At 70.9% G+C, this 16,442-nt stretch carries 13 protein-coding genes; all 13 read right to left on the reverse strand.

Annotation, left to right across the window (positions count from 1 at the left end; all coding sequences use genetic code 11):
- Positions 1-60 precede the first annotated feature (60 nt).
- Positions 61-1,425 carry a UDP-glucose dehydrogenase family protein gene (locus ABD811_RS33165; RefSeq protein ID WP_344955685.1) on the reverse strand — a complete coding sequence of 455 codons (1,365 nt, stop codon included), beginning with the start codon at positions 1,423-1,425 and terminating at the stop codon, positions 61-63.
- Between the two features lie 158 nt (positions 1,426-1,583).
- Positions 1,584-2,588, reverse strand: coding sequence for an NAD-dependent epimerase/dehydratase family protein (locus tag ABD811_RS33170; RefSeq protein ID WP_344955686.1), 1,005 nt, complete (start codon positions 2,586-2,588; stop codon positions 1,584-1,586).
- Positions 2,589-2,616: 28 nt separating this feature from the next.
- Positions 2,617-3,906, reverse strand: coding sequence for an ABC transporter substrate-binding protein (locus tag ABD811_RS33175; RefSeq protein ID WP_344955688.1), 1,290 nt, complete (start codon positions 3,904-3,906; stop codon positions 2,617-2,619).
- A 37-nt stretch (positions 3,907-3,943) separates the two neighbouring features.
- Entirely contained in the window at positions 3,944-4,957 is a 1,014-nt protein-coding gene (locus ABD811_RS33180) for a glycosyltransferase family 2 protein (RefSeq protein ID WP_344955690.1), read from the reverse strand.
- Between the two features lie 9 nt (positions 4,958-4,966).
- Complete coding sequence (locus ABD811_RS33185) at positions 4,967-5,920, reverse strand: lysylphosphatidylglycerol synthase domain-containing protein (RefSeq protein WP_344955692.1); 954 nt, start codon at positions 5,918-5,920, stop codon at positions 4,967-4,969.
- Positions 5,917-7,119 carry an endonuclease/exonuclease/phosphatase family protein gene (locus ABD811_RS33190; RefSeq protein ID WP_344955694.1) on the reverse strand — a complete coding sequence of 401 codons (1,203 nt, stop codon included), beginning with the start codon at positions 7,117-7,119 and terminating at the stop codon, positions 5,917-5,919. Before ABD811_RS33190 ends, ABD811_RS33185 begins: the two co-directional genes overlap by 4 nt.
- Positions 7,120-7,125: 6 nt before the next feature.
- On the reverse strand, positions 7,126-8,067 hold the full coding sequence (locus ABD811_RS33195; protein WP_344955695.1) for a UbiA prenyltransferase family protein: 942 nt from the start codon (positions 8,065-8,067) through the stop codon (positions 7,126-7,128).
- A 143-nt stretch (positions 8,068-8,210) separates the two neighbouring features.
- Positions 8,211-9,254 carry an NAD-dependent epimerase/dehydratase family protein gene (locus ABD811_RS33200; RefSeq protein WP_344955974.1) on the reverse strand — a complete coding sequence of 348 codons (1,044 nt, stop codon included), beginning with the start codon at positions 9,252-9,254 and terminating at the stop codon, positions 8,211-8,213.
- On the reverse strand, positions 9,251-10,684 hold the full coding sequence (locus tag ABD811_RS33205) for an aspartate aminotransferase family protein (RefSeq protein WP_344955697.1): 1,434 nt from the start codon (positions 10,682-10,684) through the stop codon (positions 9,251-9,253). Before ABD811_RS33205 ends, ABD811_RS33200 begins: the two co-directional genes overlap by 4 nt.
- Before the next feature lie 169 nt (positions 10,685-10,853).
- Positions 10,854-13,985, reverse strand: coding sequence for an AfsR/SARP family transcriptional regulator (locus ABD811_RS33210; RefSeq protein ID WP_344955699.1), 3,132 nt, complete (start codon positions 13,983-13,985; stop codon positions 10,854-10,856).
- A gap of 183 nt (positions 13,986-14,168) precedes the next feature.
- Positions 14,169-14,363 carry a ferredoxin gene (locus ABD811_RS33215; protein WP_344955702.1) on the reverse strand — a complete coding sequence of 65 codons (195 nt, stop codon included), beginning with the start codon at positions 14,361-14,363 and terminating at the stop codon, positions 14,169-14,171.
- Positions 14,364-14,371: 8 nt separating this feature from the next.
- On the reverse strand, positions 14,372-15,181 hold the full coding sequence (locus ABD811_RS33220) for an oxidoreductase (RefSeq protein ID WP_344955704.1): 810 nt from the start codon (positions 15,179-15,181) through the stop codon (positions 14,372-14,374).
- 3 nt (positions 15,182-15,184) lie between these two features.
- Positions 15,185-16,354 (reverse strand): cytochrome P450, encoded by a 1,170-nt coding sequence (locus ABD811_RS33225; protein WP_344955706.1) that lies wholly within the window; start codon positions 16,352-16,354, stop codon positions 15,185-15,187.
- Between the last annotated feature and the right edge of the window lie 88 nt (positions 16,355-16,442).

Genomic DNA, 16,442 nt, shown 5'->3' on the forward strand with positions numbered 1-16,442 from the left:
CCCACCCGAGGCCGGCGGCGGACCAGGCCGGACCAGGCCGGACCAGGCCGGACGATCGGGTCAGGCCGCGGGCTGCCGGCTCGGCAGCAGCCGCGCGGGCAGCCGCTGCGGCACGTTGCGCCCGAGCGCGCGGTACCGCCAGCCCGCGGCGCGCCAGCGATCCCCGTCGAGGGTGTTCCGGCCGTCGATGATCCGCCGTTCGGCCACGACCTCGCCGATCGCGGCCGGATCCAGCTCACCGAACTCCGCCCATTCCGTCAGGTGCAGCACGACCGCCGCGCCCTGGGCCGCGTCGGCGGCGGACAGGGCGTAGTCCAGATCGGGGAACTGCTTGCGCGCGTTGTCGGCGGCCTTGGGGTCGTAGACGCTGACCTCGCTGCCGAGGTCGCGCAGCGCCGCCGCCACGGCCAGCGCGGGCGAGTCGCGGATGTCGTCGGAGTTCGGCTTGAACGCCGCGCCGAGCACGCAGACCCGCCGGCCGGCCAGGGATCCGCCGCACTCCTCGCGGGCCAGCTCGATCACCCGCTCCCGCGCGCGCAGATTGATCTCGTCCACCTCGCCCAGGAAGCGCAGCGCGTGCCCGACGCCGAGCTCGTCCGCCCGGGCCCGGAGCGCCCGCAGGTCCTTGGGGAGGCAACCGCCGCCGAAACCGATCCCCGGCCGCAGATAGGTGTGCCCGATGCGCGGGTCCAACGACAACGCCTCGGCGAGCTTGCGCACGTCCGCGCCGGCCGCCTCGCACACCTCGGCGACGGCGTTGATGAACGAGACCTTCGTCGCCAGGAACGCGTTGGCCGAGGACTTGATCAGCTCGGAGGTGGGGATGTCGGTGACGACGACCGGAACGCCGCGGGCGATGAGGTCGGCGTACAGGTCGCGGAGCACCTGCTCGGCGAAGTCCGAGCTCACCCCGAAGACGAGCCGGTCGGGGTCCAGCGTGTTCTCGACCGCGGTGCCCTCCTGCAGGAACTCCGGGTTCCACGCCACCTCGACCGGGACGTCGGGCCCGCACTGCCGCCTGAGCCGTTCGGTCAGCCGCGCCGCCGTCCCCACGGGGACCGTCGACTTGCCGATGATGAGGGACGTGCGGCGCAGGTACGGCGCCAGCCCGTCGACCGCCGAGAACAGGTAGCTCAGGTCGGCCGATCCGCTGTCCGGCCGCTGCGGGGTGCCGACGCAGAGGAAATGGACGTCGCCGAACTCGGCGGCGCGCCGCAGGGACGTGGTGAAGGACAGCCGCCCGCTGCCCACGTGCCGGCGGATCATCTCGTCCAGCCCCGGCTCGTAGAAGGGGACGCGCGCCTCGGACAGGGCGGTGATCCGGTCGGGGTCGATGTCGACGCCGAGCACCTCCGCGCCCAGCTCGGCCATGCAGGCCGCGTGCGTCGCCCCGAGATATCCGGTGCCGATGACAGTTACTCGCATTGCAGTTCCTCGGTTCTGTGGGGGGTGTGCCCGGTGGCCCGTGCCACGCCGCGCGGCGGCGTGGCACGGCCGGCCGTGGAAGTGATCAGTCGTGGCGGGTCGGGTGAACGGGTCGGGTGGACGGGGCGGGTGGACGCGCCGGTCGTGGAGCGGACGTGTCAGTCGCGGACGCCGGGCCTGACCAGGTCCCGCACGCGCGAGCCGGCGTGGTGCCGGTCGCGGAACCAGTCGACGGTCCGCTCCAGTCCCGCCCGCGCGGTGAAGGTCGGGCGCCACCCGAGAACGGCCTGCGCCAGGGAGATGTCGGGGCACCTGCGCGACGGGTCGTCGGTCATGGGCGCGCCGTGCACGAGCGGCGACGACGAGCCGGCGATCTCCTTGATCAGTTCGGCGATCTCCACCACGGTCATCTCCTCGGGGTTGCCGAGGTTGATCGGTCCGGGGTGATCGGTGTGGCACATGCGGACGATGCCTTCGATCAGGTCGTCCACGTAGCACAGCGACCGGGTCTGGCGGCCGTCGCCGTGGACGGTGATCGGGCGGTCGGCCAGCGCCTGGCTGGTGAAGCTGGGCACGATCCGGCCGTCGTTCGTCCGCATCCGCGGACCGTAGGTGTTGAAGATCCGGATGATCCCGACGTCGGTGTCATGGAGCCGCCGGTAGGCGGCGGCGGCCGCCTCGCCGAACCTCTTGGCCTCGTCGTAGACCGCGCGGGGGCCGATCGGGTTGACGTTCCCCCAGTAGTCCTCGGTCTGGGGGTGGACGGCGGGGTCTCCGTACACCTCGCTGGTCGAGGCCAGGACCAGCCGCGCCTGCTTCTCCCGGGCGAACTCCAGGACGCGCAGCGTCCCGATCGAGCCGACCTGGAGGGACTCCATCGGCCAGGCCAGGTAGTCGACCGGGCTGGCCAGCGCCGCCATGTGGACGACCAGGTCGACGCGCCCCGGCACGGCCAGGTGCGTCGAGATGTCGCACGTGCGCATCTGGAACCCCGCGTGCCCTTCCAGGTCCCGCAGGTTCCGCGCGTCTCCGGAACTGTAGTTGTCGAGGCAGACGACCTCGTATCCGTCGCGCAGCAGCCGTTCGCACAGGTGGGAGCCGAGGAAGCCGGCCCCGCCGGTCACGACGGCGCGTCGCGTCCTGCCGTCTCGCGCCAACCGCATGATCTCTCCTTCATGTCGTGGTCGTGGGTCATTTGCTCATGACAGTGGTGAACTGGGCGGGTGATATCTCCTTCTCGAAGAGCCGGGCCAGATTTTCGAGCATCCGCTCCGCCTGTTTCGGCGGAATCGCCTGGTCCCAGGAGAGCTGGAAATGGGGCGCCCGCAGGCACGTGGTGTAGACGAAGTCGAGCCAGTCCGGGTATTCGCTGCCGGCCAGCCGGCCGGCGACGCCCTTGACCGGTGGGACCTCTCCGTGTTCGATCAGCCAGTCCTGATAACGCTGGTCGGACGCGAGGGTCCTGAGATATTCGACGGAGGTCTTCTTGTGCGGCGATCCCGCGCGCACGGAGTAGAAGTTGTTCGGATTGCCGACGATGTTCCGCGGGTCGCCTTCGCCGCCCGGAACCGCGGGAAAGGCGAACCAGCCGAGTTCGCCGCCGGCGACGAAGTCCGGCGCCTGGTCGAGCAGCGAGATGTACTCCCAGGTGCCCATGAGCTCCATGGCCGCCGTGCCGGTGTGCAGGAGGGTCAACGACTCGCCGTTGTCGTAGGCGATCTCCGCGTAGTCCCGGTTGAACGCGCCCGCGTCGACCAGTTTCCGGATGAGCTGGGCCGCCCGGAGCACGGCGGGGTGCCGCCATCCGGTGCGGTCTCCGTCGGCGATCCGCCGGAAGACCTCGGGGCCGCCGATCCGGTCGACCAGGTACTCCAGCCAGGTGAGCTCCGTCCAGGGCTGTTTGCCGGCCAGCGCGATGGGGGTGATCCCGCTCTTGCGGAAACGGGGGATCAGTGCGAAGAGCTCGTCCAGGGTCGTCGGGGGCTTCGCGCCGATCCGTTCGAAGGCGTTCTTGTTGTAGAAGAAGACGACGGGCTGCATGCTGAGCGCGGGCACGCCGTACACCCGGCCGTCGAAGGTGACCGGGGCCAGCGTCGACGGCAGGTATTTCTCCCGCCAGCCGGGGTTCGCCGCCAGCTCGTCGGTGAGGTCTTCGACCAGCCCTTTGTCCACCAGCGATTTCAGCGACGCGCCGCCCCAGTTGTAGAAGACGTCCGGGCCGTCGTCGTCGATGTCGTCGCGCAGTTTCTTCTTGAGCCGGTCGTTCTCGTACATCCGCGCGGTGACGACGGATCCGGACTGTGCCGCGTTGAACCGGGTCAGCGAGCCGCTGAAGAGGTCCTCGTGTTCGCCCGCCTCGGTCCAGAGCACGACCCTGGACTTCTCGCCGGTCGCGGCCGGTTCCGGTCCGCCGCAGGCGGCCGTGCCCAGGAGAAGGGCGGCGACCGGGGCGGCGGCCCGGACGAAACGGCCCGTTCTCATGGCGTTCCTCCTTCCGGGATCGGATCGGGCGCCGACGTCAGCTCGTCCGCTCGTAGAGCCGCCTGAACCGGCGGTCGAAGACCCACCGCAGGACTCCGTACGCCGCGGCCGCCGCGATCGTGCAGTTGATGACGAAGTGGATCGCGAGGTAGGCGGGCAGGAAACGCGCGCCCGCGTGGCGCCGGACGAAACCCACCATCTTCGGGTCGGCGCAGACGAACGCGATGAGGAAGGCCAGCGGAACCGCCGCGAAGTACGCTCCGAAGGCCGGCGTCAGCACGGCCGTCACCGCCAGCCCGGCGGCGGAGACGATCTCGCTCGGCCGGTGCGCCGCCTCCCGCGTCCCGCGCTGCCCACGGTCCCGGACGAGCAGCGGCACCAGGGACGAGACGCGCAGGTAGTACTTGCGCAGCAGCGGCCGGAGCCGGTCGTCGTCGTCATGCCACCCGGTGATCTCCGGGGTCAGCAGCATCCGGTGGCGCCGGCCGATGCGGAATCCGTACTCGGTGTCCTCGTTGTTGTTCGCCCTGAGGTTCTCGTCGAACAGTCCGATCTCGTCGATCGTGCTCCGCCGCAGCGCGCCCAGGGAGAAGTAGCCGGCCTGGACGACGCCGGCGTTCCGCATGCGCCAGTAGTGCGCGTGCAGGCTCTGGTAGCGCTCGATGATCCCGTCGTCGAACAGCGGTTCCGGCGCGTACAGCCCGGAGACCCCGGCGTACTCGGGGTGCTCGCGGAGAATGCGGACGCACTTTTCGACGGCGTCCGGCGCGAGCGCCACGTCGGCGTCCAGGAAGAACAGGATGCCGCCCTTGCTCGCCAGGATTCCGCGGTTCCGCGCGGCCGCCGGGCCGCGGTTCTCCGGCAGCTCGATCAGCGTGCAGTCGTAGCGCTTCACGATGTCCGCCGACCGGTCGGTGCTGGCGTCGTCGACCACGGTGATCTCGATGCGGTCGTAGGTCTGGCCGAGCACCGACTCCAGGCAGGCCGGCAGTGTCTTGGCGCAGTTGTAGGTCGGGATGATTACCGAGACGAGTTCGGGTGTCGCGTTCACGGTTGTTCCTCACGTACGAGCGGAGTCGGGGTGGAGCAGGCGGGCCGGGCGGGCCCGGCCGAGAAAGGGAAGGCCGGCCAGCACGGCGTCGGCGGCCATGTAGCCGAGCCGGCTGACCGCGATGACGATGACGATCTCTGGTCGCGACAGGACGCCGACCAGCGCGACCGTGAGGACGACCTCCCGTATCCCCACGCCGCCGGGGGTGAGCGGAAGGAAGCTCCCCGCCAGGATCGACAGGGCCATTCCGCCCAGGCAGAGCGGCAGGGTGCGCAGCGCGGGAGCGCCCAGGGCCACCGCGAGCACCCAAAGGTGCGCGCCGTGCAGGCCCCAGCTGAGCAACGACCCGGCGTAGGCGCGGCGGATGCGTCCCGCCGACGGCACCGCGGCCTGCCCGGAACGCCACCGCCGGACCGCGCGGCGCACCAGCCCGGCCAGCAGTTGCGGCCGCGCGATGCCCACCAGGGCCACCAGTGCGGGCGCCGCCAGCCACCACGCCCGCGTGCCGAGCACCGCCGGCGCGGCGGCGAGGCCGAGCGTCAGCCCGGCGGACACCGACACGACGACGTTCAGCGCGAAGGCGGTGACGATCCGCGACGCCGGCACGCCGGCCCGCCGCCCCATGTACAGCTGGAGCATCGGCTGCCATCCGCCGCCCGGGATGTACGTGCCGAGCTGCCCGACGAAGAAGATGCCGGCGGCCGCGCGCCATCCCCGGGGACCGCCGTCCGCGGCGAACACGGCGCGCCAGGCCGCCATGGCCGCCACCGACCCGGCCAGCACCAGCAGCCAGGCGAGGAGGACCGCCGCCGGACTGAGCCGGGCCGCCGCGGCGACGATCTCCTGCCGCTGGTCCCGGACCGCCGTCACGAAGGCCGCGGCGACGCCGGTCACCACGACGATCGCCAAGGTCCACCGCACGGCCGCGTGTCGCGCGACGGAGCGGAGGGCGCGCCGGTTCATCGCGAGTCCCCCAGGGAGATGATCAGGTTCTGCGTCCGGTGGTCCGACAGCGCCCGCCACTTCTTGCCGGGGTCGCGTGAGCCGGCGTCGCGCGCGCTGCGGAAGGCGTAGCGGTGGACCCGTACGCCGGGGGAGACGAACGTCCAGTCCAGCCGCCAGACGGGCGGGAGCGGCAGCACGCTGCCCCGTTCCGGCCAGGACGCGGGGAACAGCGGCCCGCCCGCGCCCATGGCGTCGCGCAGGCCCTGGCCCCGCCAGTCGAAGCCCATGTGCGTGGGGCTGCCGTTGAAGTCCCCGGCCACCAGAATCGGATTGGGGTTGGCGCGGATGTCCTGCTCCAGCGCGTCGTACTGCCCCTGCCGCCACGGCAGCGATTCCTGGAGCCAGTCCCAGAACCGTCCGCTGAACGGATTCACGTCCACGCGCAGCTGCACGGGGATGTGCACGTTGTAGACCGACAGGGTGCGGCCGCCGACGAGCAGGTCCGTGCGCAGCGCCTTGTCGCTCCAGAACTCCGTCCACCCGTTGCGTTCGTCCGGGATGCCGCGCGTGGTGCCGACCGGGCGGCTGGCCACGATCGGATACCTGGACATGGTGAGGAGTTCGCCGGTGGCCGCCATGTGGAAGCCGGGGAACTCCCGCCGCAGGCGGACGCTGTCGCGGATCGGATACCGGTAGTACTTGCCGGAGAAGGAGGCGTGCTCGGAGAGCAGGTAGACGTCCGCCCGCTGCCCGCGCAGGAACGGGTAGAGCCGGTCGAGGCCGCCTCGGTCGAACTGGTTCCAGTACTCGGTGTTCCACGCCATCACCCGCACCGCACCGGGGGGCACCGCCGGTTCCGCGCCCAGCGCGCTGACGTTGATGCCGGTACGGCCGGCGCTGACCGCGACCGACGCCGACAGCGTCAGCACGATCCACCACTTGGCCGACCGGGGGACCCGGTCCCGGACGATTCGCAGCAGCGGGATGCCGGCGAGCAGCAGCGCCGGCACGGCCAGGAACATCAGGGGCGGGGCCAGTTCGAAGAGCTGCCACAGCCACAGGCGTCCGGCCAGGGCGATGTGCAGCAGGACGAACGCCAGCCAGGCCAGGCTCGCCGCGACCAGGAGCCGCGTGCCACGGCACCAGCGTCGACGCGTGTCCGCGGCGGCCTCGGTTTCCCGCCGGTCGGTGACGGACAGCGGAGAGGGAGTGGACATCGTCGGTCACCCGGTCCTGTGCAGGAGCGCGTCGATCCAGGCGCGGTGCTGGTCGCCGGCGACCAGCGCGACGCCCCAGGCGATGGCCCACAGCGTCGAGGCGCCGAGGATCACGCGGTCCCGGACCATCCCCACCGGATCGCCACCGGCCGAGTGCACGGTGACGAGCTGCAGGTACCGGAAGACTCCGATGAGGGCGAACAGCGCGGACAGGATCAGCAGCACCTGTTCGTACGCCCCGGCGGGAACCGCGTTGTGCACGTACATCAGGAAGGCCGCGACGGTCACCACGGCGGTGAACAGGATGAGCTGGTCGACCAGCACCGGGGAGTATCCACGGAGCGCGGGACGGTGTCCGTTCCCGGCGACCGCCAGTTCGTTCCGCCGCTTCCCGAACGTCATCATCAGGCACAGCGACAGCACGCAGACCAGCAGCCAGCCGGAGACCATCACGTCCACCGCGATGTAGCCGGCGACCAGCCGGAGCACGAACCCCGCGGCGACGGCGAAGGCGTCCAGCACCGCCACGTGCCGGATCCTCCAGTTGTACGCCGCGTTGATCGCCAGGTAGGTCAGCACCGGCCACCAGCTCACCGGGGAGGACAGGGCGAGCAGGGCGCACAGGAGCGCCGCCAGGCCGATCGCCAACCCCCAGGCGAAGGGCACCGAGATCCGGCCCGAGGCGATCGGCCTGGACCTCTTGGCCGGATGCTCGCGATCTCGGTGCCGGTCGAAGATGTCGTTGACCACGTAGACCATGACGGAGGCGACGGTGAACGTCGCCACCGTCACGAGCATGCGCCAGCCGGCCGCGGCGGTCCAGACGGTCGCGTCCAGGAACGCCAGCGGGCTGACGAGCAGGTTCTTCGGCCATTGGCCCGGGCGGGCGAGCCGGATCAGGTCGCCCGCCAGGCTGGTGCGCCGATGCGGTGTCGGCGCGGACTTCACCGGTGCGGCGGGTCGCCGCGGTACGGTCTCGGGACTTTTCGTAGAGCGGCCGGTCGCGAACATGGCTGGCTCCTGGCTCACGATGGAAGACGTTGGGTGTCTTGGCGGCACGCCGTGGGGACCGCCTGGGGTCCGCGTGTCCGTCAGAACATGACCTTGGCGAGCGAGAGGACCCCCTGCCGCCACGGTTCGCGCGACGTCGTGCCGGTCGTCCTGGCCAGTCGTCCGGCCGCGCGTTCGGCCCGCCACCAGGAGAAGGTCCGCAGGATCGCGTCCTGGTTGGAGTAGCGCGGCCGGAACCCGAGCCGGGTCCGGGCGCGCTCGATGCTCACGTACGAGTCGGACCGCAGTTTGCGCAGCAGCCGTCCGTACACGGGCGACAGACGGGTGCGTTCGAGGAGCGACAGCGCCGCGTAGGCCGGTCCGGCCGGCAGCGGCACGACCCGGCGGCCGTGGCCGGCGGCGTCCAGCACGGCCTGGAAGTCCTCGCGGATCGTGCCGAACTCGGCCGCTCCCACGTTGTAGGTGTCGTTGGCGACGTCGTCCGGAGCCCCCAGCGTCGTGGTGACCACGTCCACCAGGTCTTCCAGGGCGAACATCTGGATGCGGACGTCGCCGCGGCCGAGGACCGGGAAGTTCCGTCCTTCCTCCGCCCACTCGAAGAGCATCGAGAACAGTCCCATGCGCCCCGGCCCCAGGAAGGTCTTGGGCCGGAGTATGGGCACGCACATACCGCGTTCGCGGAATGCCTCGCACACCGTTTCCGCCTCGGCTTTGGCGCGGCTGTAGGTGTCCACCGGCTCCCGGGGATACTCCTCCGGAGTGGGCACCCGGGTCGGCAGCCCGTACACCGCGGTGGAGGAGATGTGCACGACCCTGTCCACCCGCGCCCGCCGGCTCGCCTCCAGGACGTTGCGGGTCCCGTCGACGATCACCGATCGGATCTGGTCGTCGGGGTAGCTGGGCAGCGCGGCCGCGCAGTGCACCACCGCGTCGGCGCCGGCCACCGCCGCGGCCATGACCTCGGGGTCGCGGACGTCGCCGACGGTGTGCCGCCGGCTCGCGGCGCCGGACGTCTCGGACCAGGGCCGCAGGTCGACACTGTGCACGTCGTGACCGTCGTCCACCAGGCGGCGTACCAGGTGGGAGCCCAGCACACCGGCCGCTCCGGTCACCGTCACCTTCATCGCCACAGCGCGCTCACCTTCTCGCGGACGAACGTGGTCAGCAGCCGCGGCAGCCCCTTGGCCAGGGTCTTGTCGAGGCTGTCGAGGAAGTACTCCAGGTCCTCGGTTTCGGCGACCAGCGGGGGCGCCACGACGAGCGGATTGCGCCCGTTGAGGGTGTAGTAGGTGTAGATGCCGTGCTCGCGGTGCAGTTCGTTGATCACCGCGCACGTGACCAGCTTGGCGCGGAACCTCGGATCGTTGCGGAACCCGCCGGGCGCCATCCGGGCGACCAGGTCGAGCACCTTCGGCCCGCCGTCGAGGAAGATCCCGTGCAGCGCCCCCGCGCCGGCCACGTCGGTGACGACGTCCGGATGCTCCTTGGCGATCTTCTGCAGTCCCGGGGCCAGGACCCGCTCGATGTCGCGGGCCCGCCGGGGATAGTCGTCCTCGACCACGATGTTCACCGCTTCGATCGCCGTCGCGGTCTCCTCGCCGAACCCGTAGTAGGTGGTGCTGGTGCTGTGCATCATCGCGTCGGTCAGGTTGTCGTACGCCTTGCGGAAGATCGGTTCCGAGACGATGTACGCGGAGATCGACGACTTCCCGCCGCCGAACGACTTGGAGGTCGTCACGATGTCGGGCACGAGGTCCGGGTAGCGCATGAAGTAGAACAGGCTTCCGGTCTTGCCCCAGCCGGTGTAGATCTCATCGAAGATCAGCACGATGTTCTCGGCGGAGCAGATCTCGCGCAGGCCGCGCAGGAACTCCGCGGAGCAGGCGCGCATGGTGGACGCGCTGAACGGCTCGATGAGAAGCGCGTACACGTCGCACTCGCCGTCGGCGGTGCGGGCCTCGCGGACCGCGGCGCGGACCGACTCCAGGTCGTCGTAGGTGAAGGTGCCCACGCCGGGGATGCCGGGGAACTGGAAGTGGTTCTGGGCGCCGCCGGTCAGGCTGCCGGAGCCGAGCAGCTTCCCGTGGAAGCTGATGTCCGAGCGCAGGATCGAGTTGCGCCGGCCGCCGTGGTACTTGTAGGCGACCTTCACCGCGCCCTCCACGGCCTCGGCGCCCGAGTTCGGGAAGAACGACATGTTCAGGTCGCCGGGCAGCAGCTGGGCGAGGTTGTGGCTCAGCGCGGCGACGTAGGGCGAGAAGTAGGTCTTGTGCACCTCCATGCGCCGCAGTTCCTGGAAGCGTTTGCGGGCGGCCAGGATGCGCGGATGGTTGTGGCCGTGGTTGAGTACGCCGACCCCGCCGGTGAAGTCCAGGATCTCCCGCCCGTCGCGCGTGTAGATCCTGGCGCCTTCGGCTCGCTCGACCAGTTCCCGGCCGAAGCCGAAGGAGGTCATCAGGGAGACCTGGCTGCGATTGACATAGGAGCGGTAGAGGTCGTGTACCTGCTTGACCGTCAGCTCTTCGCACTCGTCGAGCGTGATGAGCTCAGGCATGAAGCACCTCCGGATCGGAGTCCGCGGGGCCGGCGGTGGCCGGCGTCTTCGCCATGGGAGTGAGCCTGCTCGGCGCGGCTATATGGCGGCTATATGGGCGCTTTGTGCTGTTTGGGGCATAGATGTGGCAGGGCCGCCGGGGCGGGCGGCCCTGCCGTCGCCGACCGGGTCAGCTCTCGTTGGGGGCCAGGCGCACGGGGCGTTGCGCGGCCGACGAACACTCGCGGCCGCCGCCCGTCGCACGGTTCGGCCGATACCTGGCGTTGACGTGCGGCGGGCACGCCGAATATGTCGTGCTCAGCGCGTCGAGCCGCGTCTCCAGGTGGTCACGGTCGGGCGGCCGCAGCCGATCCAGCAGAGCATGGGCCTCCGTGCAGGCCGTGCGGGCCTTCTCCTGAGATCCGGCACCGACGAGCGCCGTGCCGAGGACTTTCAGCGCGCGGGCCTGCCAGAGGGGAGTGGCCAGGTCCCGGAAGATCGCCAGCGCCCGGTCCGCGTGGTGCAGCGCGGAGTCGTAACGTTCCATTCCGGCGTGCAGCCGCGCCAGCGCCAACAGGACACATGCCTCGACGAAACGTTCCTTCGTCTCCCGGGACTTCTGCAGCACCTCGGTGAACTGCGTCAACGCGACACCGATCCGACCCCGGCGGGCCGTGCAGTCGGCCATCGCGTACCGGACGTAGACCTCCCCGACGCGATCCCCGTCGGGCACGACGATGTCGAGCACCTGGCGGAACACCCGCTCCGCCGCGTCCAGCCGCCCCTCCTCCACGTAGGCCTCACCCAGCCGGTGCAGCATCTGCGCTTCACCGCGGCGGCTGCCGATGTCACGGCAGATCGACAACGCGCTCTCCAGGCAGGCCCGGGCGCGGCCGACCTCGCCCCGTTGCATATGGATCTGCGCCAGTCCCCGCTTCGCGTGCGCCTCGGCATAGCGATCCCCCACGTCACGAAGAGCCGCACAGGCCTGTTCGTAGCGCTGTCGCGCCGTCTCCAGCTCGCCCGCCAACCCGTCGAGAAGGGCGAGGTTGCGCTGCGCGAGCGCGTGCCCGTGGCGCTCGCCTAGCTCGGCGAACATGGCGCCGGCCTTCTCGATATGGCTCCGGGCCTCCCCGTAGGACTGCCGGAACACCATGAGGGCGCCGAGGGAATTCAGCACGGCGGCCTCTCCCCGCGCGTTGCCGGCGGCGCGCGTGGCCGCCAGAGCCACCTGGTGGCTGGCCGACCAGTCTTCGAGGAACCCGCCGGCCTCGAACAACGTCGTGGCGGTCGTCGCCAGATCCCAGCACAGCTCGTGCAGCCCCATCCGGGCGGACTGCTGGACCGCCGCCAGGATGGTGGACCGTTCGGCTTCCAGCCAGTTGCTCGGCCGTCCGGCGAGCATCTCCTCCACGTCTACAGGCGTCCATCGGGGTGCAGTGCCGTGCAAGGTCGTGTAGTCGCCGCCGTACACCTTCCGGTGTTCGCGTTCCAGGAGAGCCAGCAGGCAGCCGAACACCCGGGCCAGCGCGTCGTCGTGCCGCTCGCCCGCGGCCAGCTCGCGCGCGAAGACCCGTACCAGGTCGTGCAGCCGGTAACGGAGCCCGCCGGCGCGTTCGGCTCCGCAGATGCCGAGCAGCTGTGCCTCGACGAGCCTGTCGAGCAGGCTCTCGGCCTCGTCCAGCGACACGTTCAGCAGCGCGGCGGGAACCCATCCGGCGAAGTCGATCGGCCCGAGCAGGCTGAGCAGCCGGAGCAGACGCCGGGTGGGCGCGTTCAGCCCGTGGTAGCTCAGCGACAGGCTCGCCCGGACCGCCAGGTCGCCGGTCGCCAGTTCGTCCAGGCGCCTCCGTTCGTCGGCGAGGGTGCCACGGAACCGGAACAGCGGGCGCTGCGGCCGGCTCGCCAGCCGCACCGCGGCGACGCGCAGCGCCAGCGGGAGGAACCCGCACAGCCGCGCGATCTCCACCGCGGCGTCCCTCTCGCCCGCGACGCGTTCTGACCCGACGATGCGTTCCAGAAGCTCCAGCGCGTCCTCGACGCCCAGCACATCGAGGTCGAGCAGACGCGCCCCCTCAAGGCCGGTCAGGCGCGTACGGCTAGTGATCAGGACCGCGCAGGTCGACGAGCCGGGCAGCAGCGGACGGACCTGCGCCTCGTCCGCGGCGTTGTCCAGCAGGACGAGAACGCGCCGGCCGGCCAGCCGGCTCCGATAGAGGTCGACGCGTTCGCCCGGGTCCTCGGGGATGGCCTTCGGATCCACCCCCAGCGCACGCAGGAAACGGCCCAGCACCACCGGGGGCTCCACCGGCGACGACTCGATGCCGCGCAGATTGGCGTACAACTGCCCGTCGGGGAACGCCGCGGCCAGCCGATGCGCGACGTGCACCGCCAGCGCCGTCTTCCCGATGCCCCCCATCCCCGCGATGGCCACCAGCGGCAGGGCGGGCGGGCTCGGCGGGGCGAGCAGATCCGAGATCATGTCGATCTGCGGCGAACGGCCGACGAAATCCGCGACGTCCGTGGGCAGCTGGGCCGGGATCCGCTCGACGGCCTGCCGCGGCTCGACGACGGGCCAGTATTCGTCCGGGAGGGTGCCGCGCAGGATGCCCTCGTGAATCCGCCGCAACTCGGGGCCCGGGTCCAGCCCGAGTTCGTCGGCGAGCCTGCGCTGCGCCGCGCGGTACACCTCCAGCGCCTCCACCTGCCGCCCGGACCGGTACAGGGCGACCATGAGCTGAGCGCTGAACCGCTCGCGCAGCGGATGCTCGGCCACCAGCCCGGACAGCTCGGCGACCAGCTCGCCGTGCCGTCCGAGCGCGAGGCCGGCCGCCACCCGCTCTTCGACCACGGTCAGCCTGCGTTCCTCCAACCGGGCCGCTTCACCGCTCAACGTGGTCGAACGGTCGAAGTCGGCGTACGGGGTGCCGCGCCACAGCGCGAGCGCCTCATCGAAGAGCGCGGCGGCGCGGCGCATGTCGCCCGCCGCCCGCGCCAGCTGCCCGTGCGCCGCGAGATCCGCGAACCGGTCGGCGTCGAGTTCACCGGCGTCGATCCGCAACTGGTAACCGGACTCCAGGCGCCGGATGCGCCGCCGGTCGCCGAGCACGCGGCGGAGCTGATAGACGTACAGATGCAGGTTCTCGTGCGCCGTCTTGGGCGGCCTGTCGCCCCACAGTTCATCTACCAGCCGATCCATCGAAACGACACTGTTGGCGTGGTGGATCAGCAGGGCCAGCAGAGCCCGCTGCTTGGGCGGCCCAAGATGGACGTCACGTTCGTTCTCGCGGACTTGCAGCGGACCCAGGATGGCGAAATCCATGAACCCGTCCTTGTTAGAGAAACCGCGCGGTGCGGCGGGTCCAGCTGCTCTCATCGTGTCCGTCGGTACGCTGCGCATGACGTTTCATGCCCGTCATGCTTACGAGCGGCGTTATTGCACCGCTCCGCCACAGTTATCGCCCCGCTATCGCCGTCCTTCCAGCCGTGACGATGCGGTCATACGTCATTCGTCCACTCGGACGGCGCGGGTGGGGCACAGCACCGCGGCCTGTCGCACCGCCTCGTGGACCCACACGGGAGGCTCTGCCTGCAGGAGGACGACGGTGCCGTCCTCCTCGCGCTGGTCGAATACCTCGGCGGCGGCCAGCACGCACTGTCCGGCGCCGGCGCACGCGGTGGCGTCAACGGTGACGCGCACGGGTCCTCCTAGGAGATCGAACGGGTGGCCAGATCGTCGAACTCGCGGTCCGGAAGTGTCCTGTCGAGCCGCAGGAGTTCCTCGGCCAGCCAGCCGACCGCGTAGCGGGTGTCCGGGTTGTCGGATTCGACGGCCCGGCGGATGGTCTCGGCGACGAGGCCGGGATCGGAGCCCTGGCTCAACCCGGTCTCGGATCGCCGCGCCATGGCCTCGGCCATCTCCCGGTAGGCGCCGCGTCCGGAGAACTCCCTCAGCTGCGCGGCCGTCCGGTCCTCGAACTCGGTCCTGATGATTCCGGGTTGAATGATCACCACGTTGAGGCCGAACGGTGCGACCTCCATGCGGAGCGTGTCGGAGAAGGCCTCGATCGCGTGCTTGGAGGCGTAGTACCAGGCGCCGAGCGGCAGCGCGATCTCCCCGCCGATCGAGGACACGTTGACGATCGTGCCGGAGCCCTGCGCGCGCATGTGCGGCAGGACGAGCTGGACCAGCCTGGCCGGCGCGAAGAGATTCACCTCGAACTGGTCGCGGCCCCGCTCCAGCGGAACGTCCTCGACGGCGCCGTGCAGAACGGTTCCGGCGTTGTTGACCAGGACGTCGATTCTGCCCTGCTCGTCGAGAATGGTGGCGACCACCCGCTCCAGATCCTCGTGGTCGCGCGCGTCCATCTCGACGGCGTGCCCGCCGGCGGCGCGGAGGGGGGCCATCTTGTGCACGCGGCGTGCGGCGCCGTACACCGTGTGACCGGCGCGCAGCAGTTCGAGCGCGGTCGCCAGCCCGATTCCGGACGAGGCCCCGGTGACCAGACAGACCTTCATCGATCACACCTCCCAGCAGACGGGCAGTCGGTGCACGCCGTAGATGAGCATGTCGGTGCGCATGGCCACGTCCTCGGCCGGGACCGCCAGGCGCAGCGTGGGGAACCTGGTGACCAGCGCGGGCAACGCCACCTGCAGCTCCACCCGCGCGAGCTGCTGGCCGAGGCACTGGTGGACGCCGTGACCGAAGGCGACATGCCCGCCGGTGGGGCGGAGCAGGTCGAGGGTGTCGGGGTCGGCGAAGTGCGCGGGGTCGCGGTTGGCCGCGGGGATCGAGACGGTGACCGACTCACCGGCCCTGATCTTCTCGCCGTGCAGCTCGACGTCCTCCAGCGCGGTGCGCACGAGGAACGGGATGATGCTCAGGTAGCGCAGCAGTTCCTCCACCGCCCGGTCGGCGATGCCCGGATCCGCGCGCAGGGCGGCGAGCTGGCCGGGGTGGCTGAGCAGGGCGAAGGTGCCGAGCGCCAGCATGTTGGCGGTGGTGTCGAGCCCGGCGCCCAGCAGCACGAAGCCGATGTTGACCAGTTCCTCATCCGTGAGGTCGCCGGTGGTGAGCTCGCTGAGCAGGTCGTCGGTGGGCGCGGCGCGCTTGGCCGTCACCAGCTCGCCGATGAACTCGCGCACCGCCGTGTAGGCGGCCGCCAGCGTCTCCGGCGAAGCGTCCAGGCGGAACAGCTCCAGCGCGTGCCCCTGGAAGCGCTCTCGTTCCGCGTACGGCACGCCGAGCAGCTCGCAGATCACCTGCGCCGGGACCGGATGCGCCAGGGCCTGCACCAGATCCACCGGGCCGCCGTGCCGCTCCATGGCGTCCAGGTACCCCGCCGTGATGTCCTGTATCTGCTCGGTGAGCCGGCGCATGCGCCGAACGGTGAACCGCCCGGTGAGCAGGCGGCGGTAACGGGTGTGCTCCGGCGCGTCCATGGCGGTGAACATCCCCGGGGGCGCGGGCCGGTCGCTGCCGGGTGCTCCGGGGACCGGCATGTGCCGCAGCTCGGGGCGCACGCTGAACCGCGGGTCGGCCAGCACCTCCCGCGCCAGGGCATGACCGGTCACCAGCCATCCCTCATGCCCGTCGGGATAGGTCAGCCGGCTCAGCGGACGCTGCTCGCGCAGGTCCGCCAGCCCCGCGGGCGGGTCGAACGGCCGATCGGCCGGCCGCGTGGTCGGCAATGATGGGGCCACTGTCGGTCTCCCTCGTACGTTCCCTTCGCAAGTACGCGAAACAGTAGGAACGCTGGGCGCGCACTAACAACCACCG

The organism is Actinomadura miaoliensis (genome assembly GCF_039536785.1).
Classification (GTDB): Bacteria; Actinomycetota; Actinomycetes; order Streptosporangiales; family Streptosporangiaceae; genus Spirillospora; species Spirillospora miaoliensis.

What these genes read in the sequence shown, in the direction of transcription:
- ABD811_RS33165 (WP_344955685.1), bottom strand. Translation starts at nt 1,425, where the DNA reads ATGCGAGTAACTGTCATCGGCACCGGATATCTCGGGGCGACGCACGCG.
- ABD811_RS33170 (WP_344955686.1), bottom strand. Translation starts at nt 2,588, where the DNA reads ATGCGGTTGGCGCGAGACGGCAGGACGCGACGCGCCGTCGTGACCGGC.
- ABD811_RS33175 (WP_344955688.1), bottom strand. Translation starts at nt 3,906, where the DNA reads ATGAGAACGGGCCGTTTCGTCCGGGCCGCCGCCCCGGTCGCCGCCCTT.
- ABD811_RS33185 (WP_344955692.1), bottom strand. Translation starts at nt 5,920, where the DNA reads ATGAACCGGCGCGCCCTCCGCTCCGTCGCGCGACACGCGGCCGTGCGG.
- ABD811_RS33190 (WP_344955694.1), bottom strand. Translation starts at nt 7,119, where the DNA reads ATGTCCACTCCCTCTCCGCTGTCCGTCACCGACCGGCGGGAAACCGAG.
- ABD811_RS33200 (WP_344955974.1), bottom strand. Translation starts at nt 9,254, where the DNA reads ATGAAGGTGACGGTGACCGGAGCGGCCGGTGTGCTGGGCTCCCACCTG.
- ABD811_RS33205 (WP_344955697.1), bottom strand. Translation starts at nt 10,684, where the DNA reads ATGCCTGAGCTCATCACGCTCGACGAGTGCGAAGAGCTGACGGTCAAG.
- ABD811_RS33210 (WP_344955699.1), bottom strand. Translation starts at nt 13,985, where the DNA reads ATGGATTTCGCCATCCTGGGTCCGCTGCAAGTCCGCGAGAACGAACGT.
- ABD811_RS33220 (WP_344955704.1), bottom strand. Translation starts at nt 15,181, where the DNA reads ATGAAGGTCTGTCTGGTCACCGGGGCCTCGTCCGGAATCGGGCTGGCG.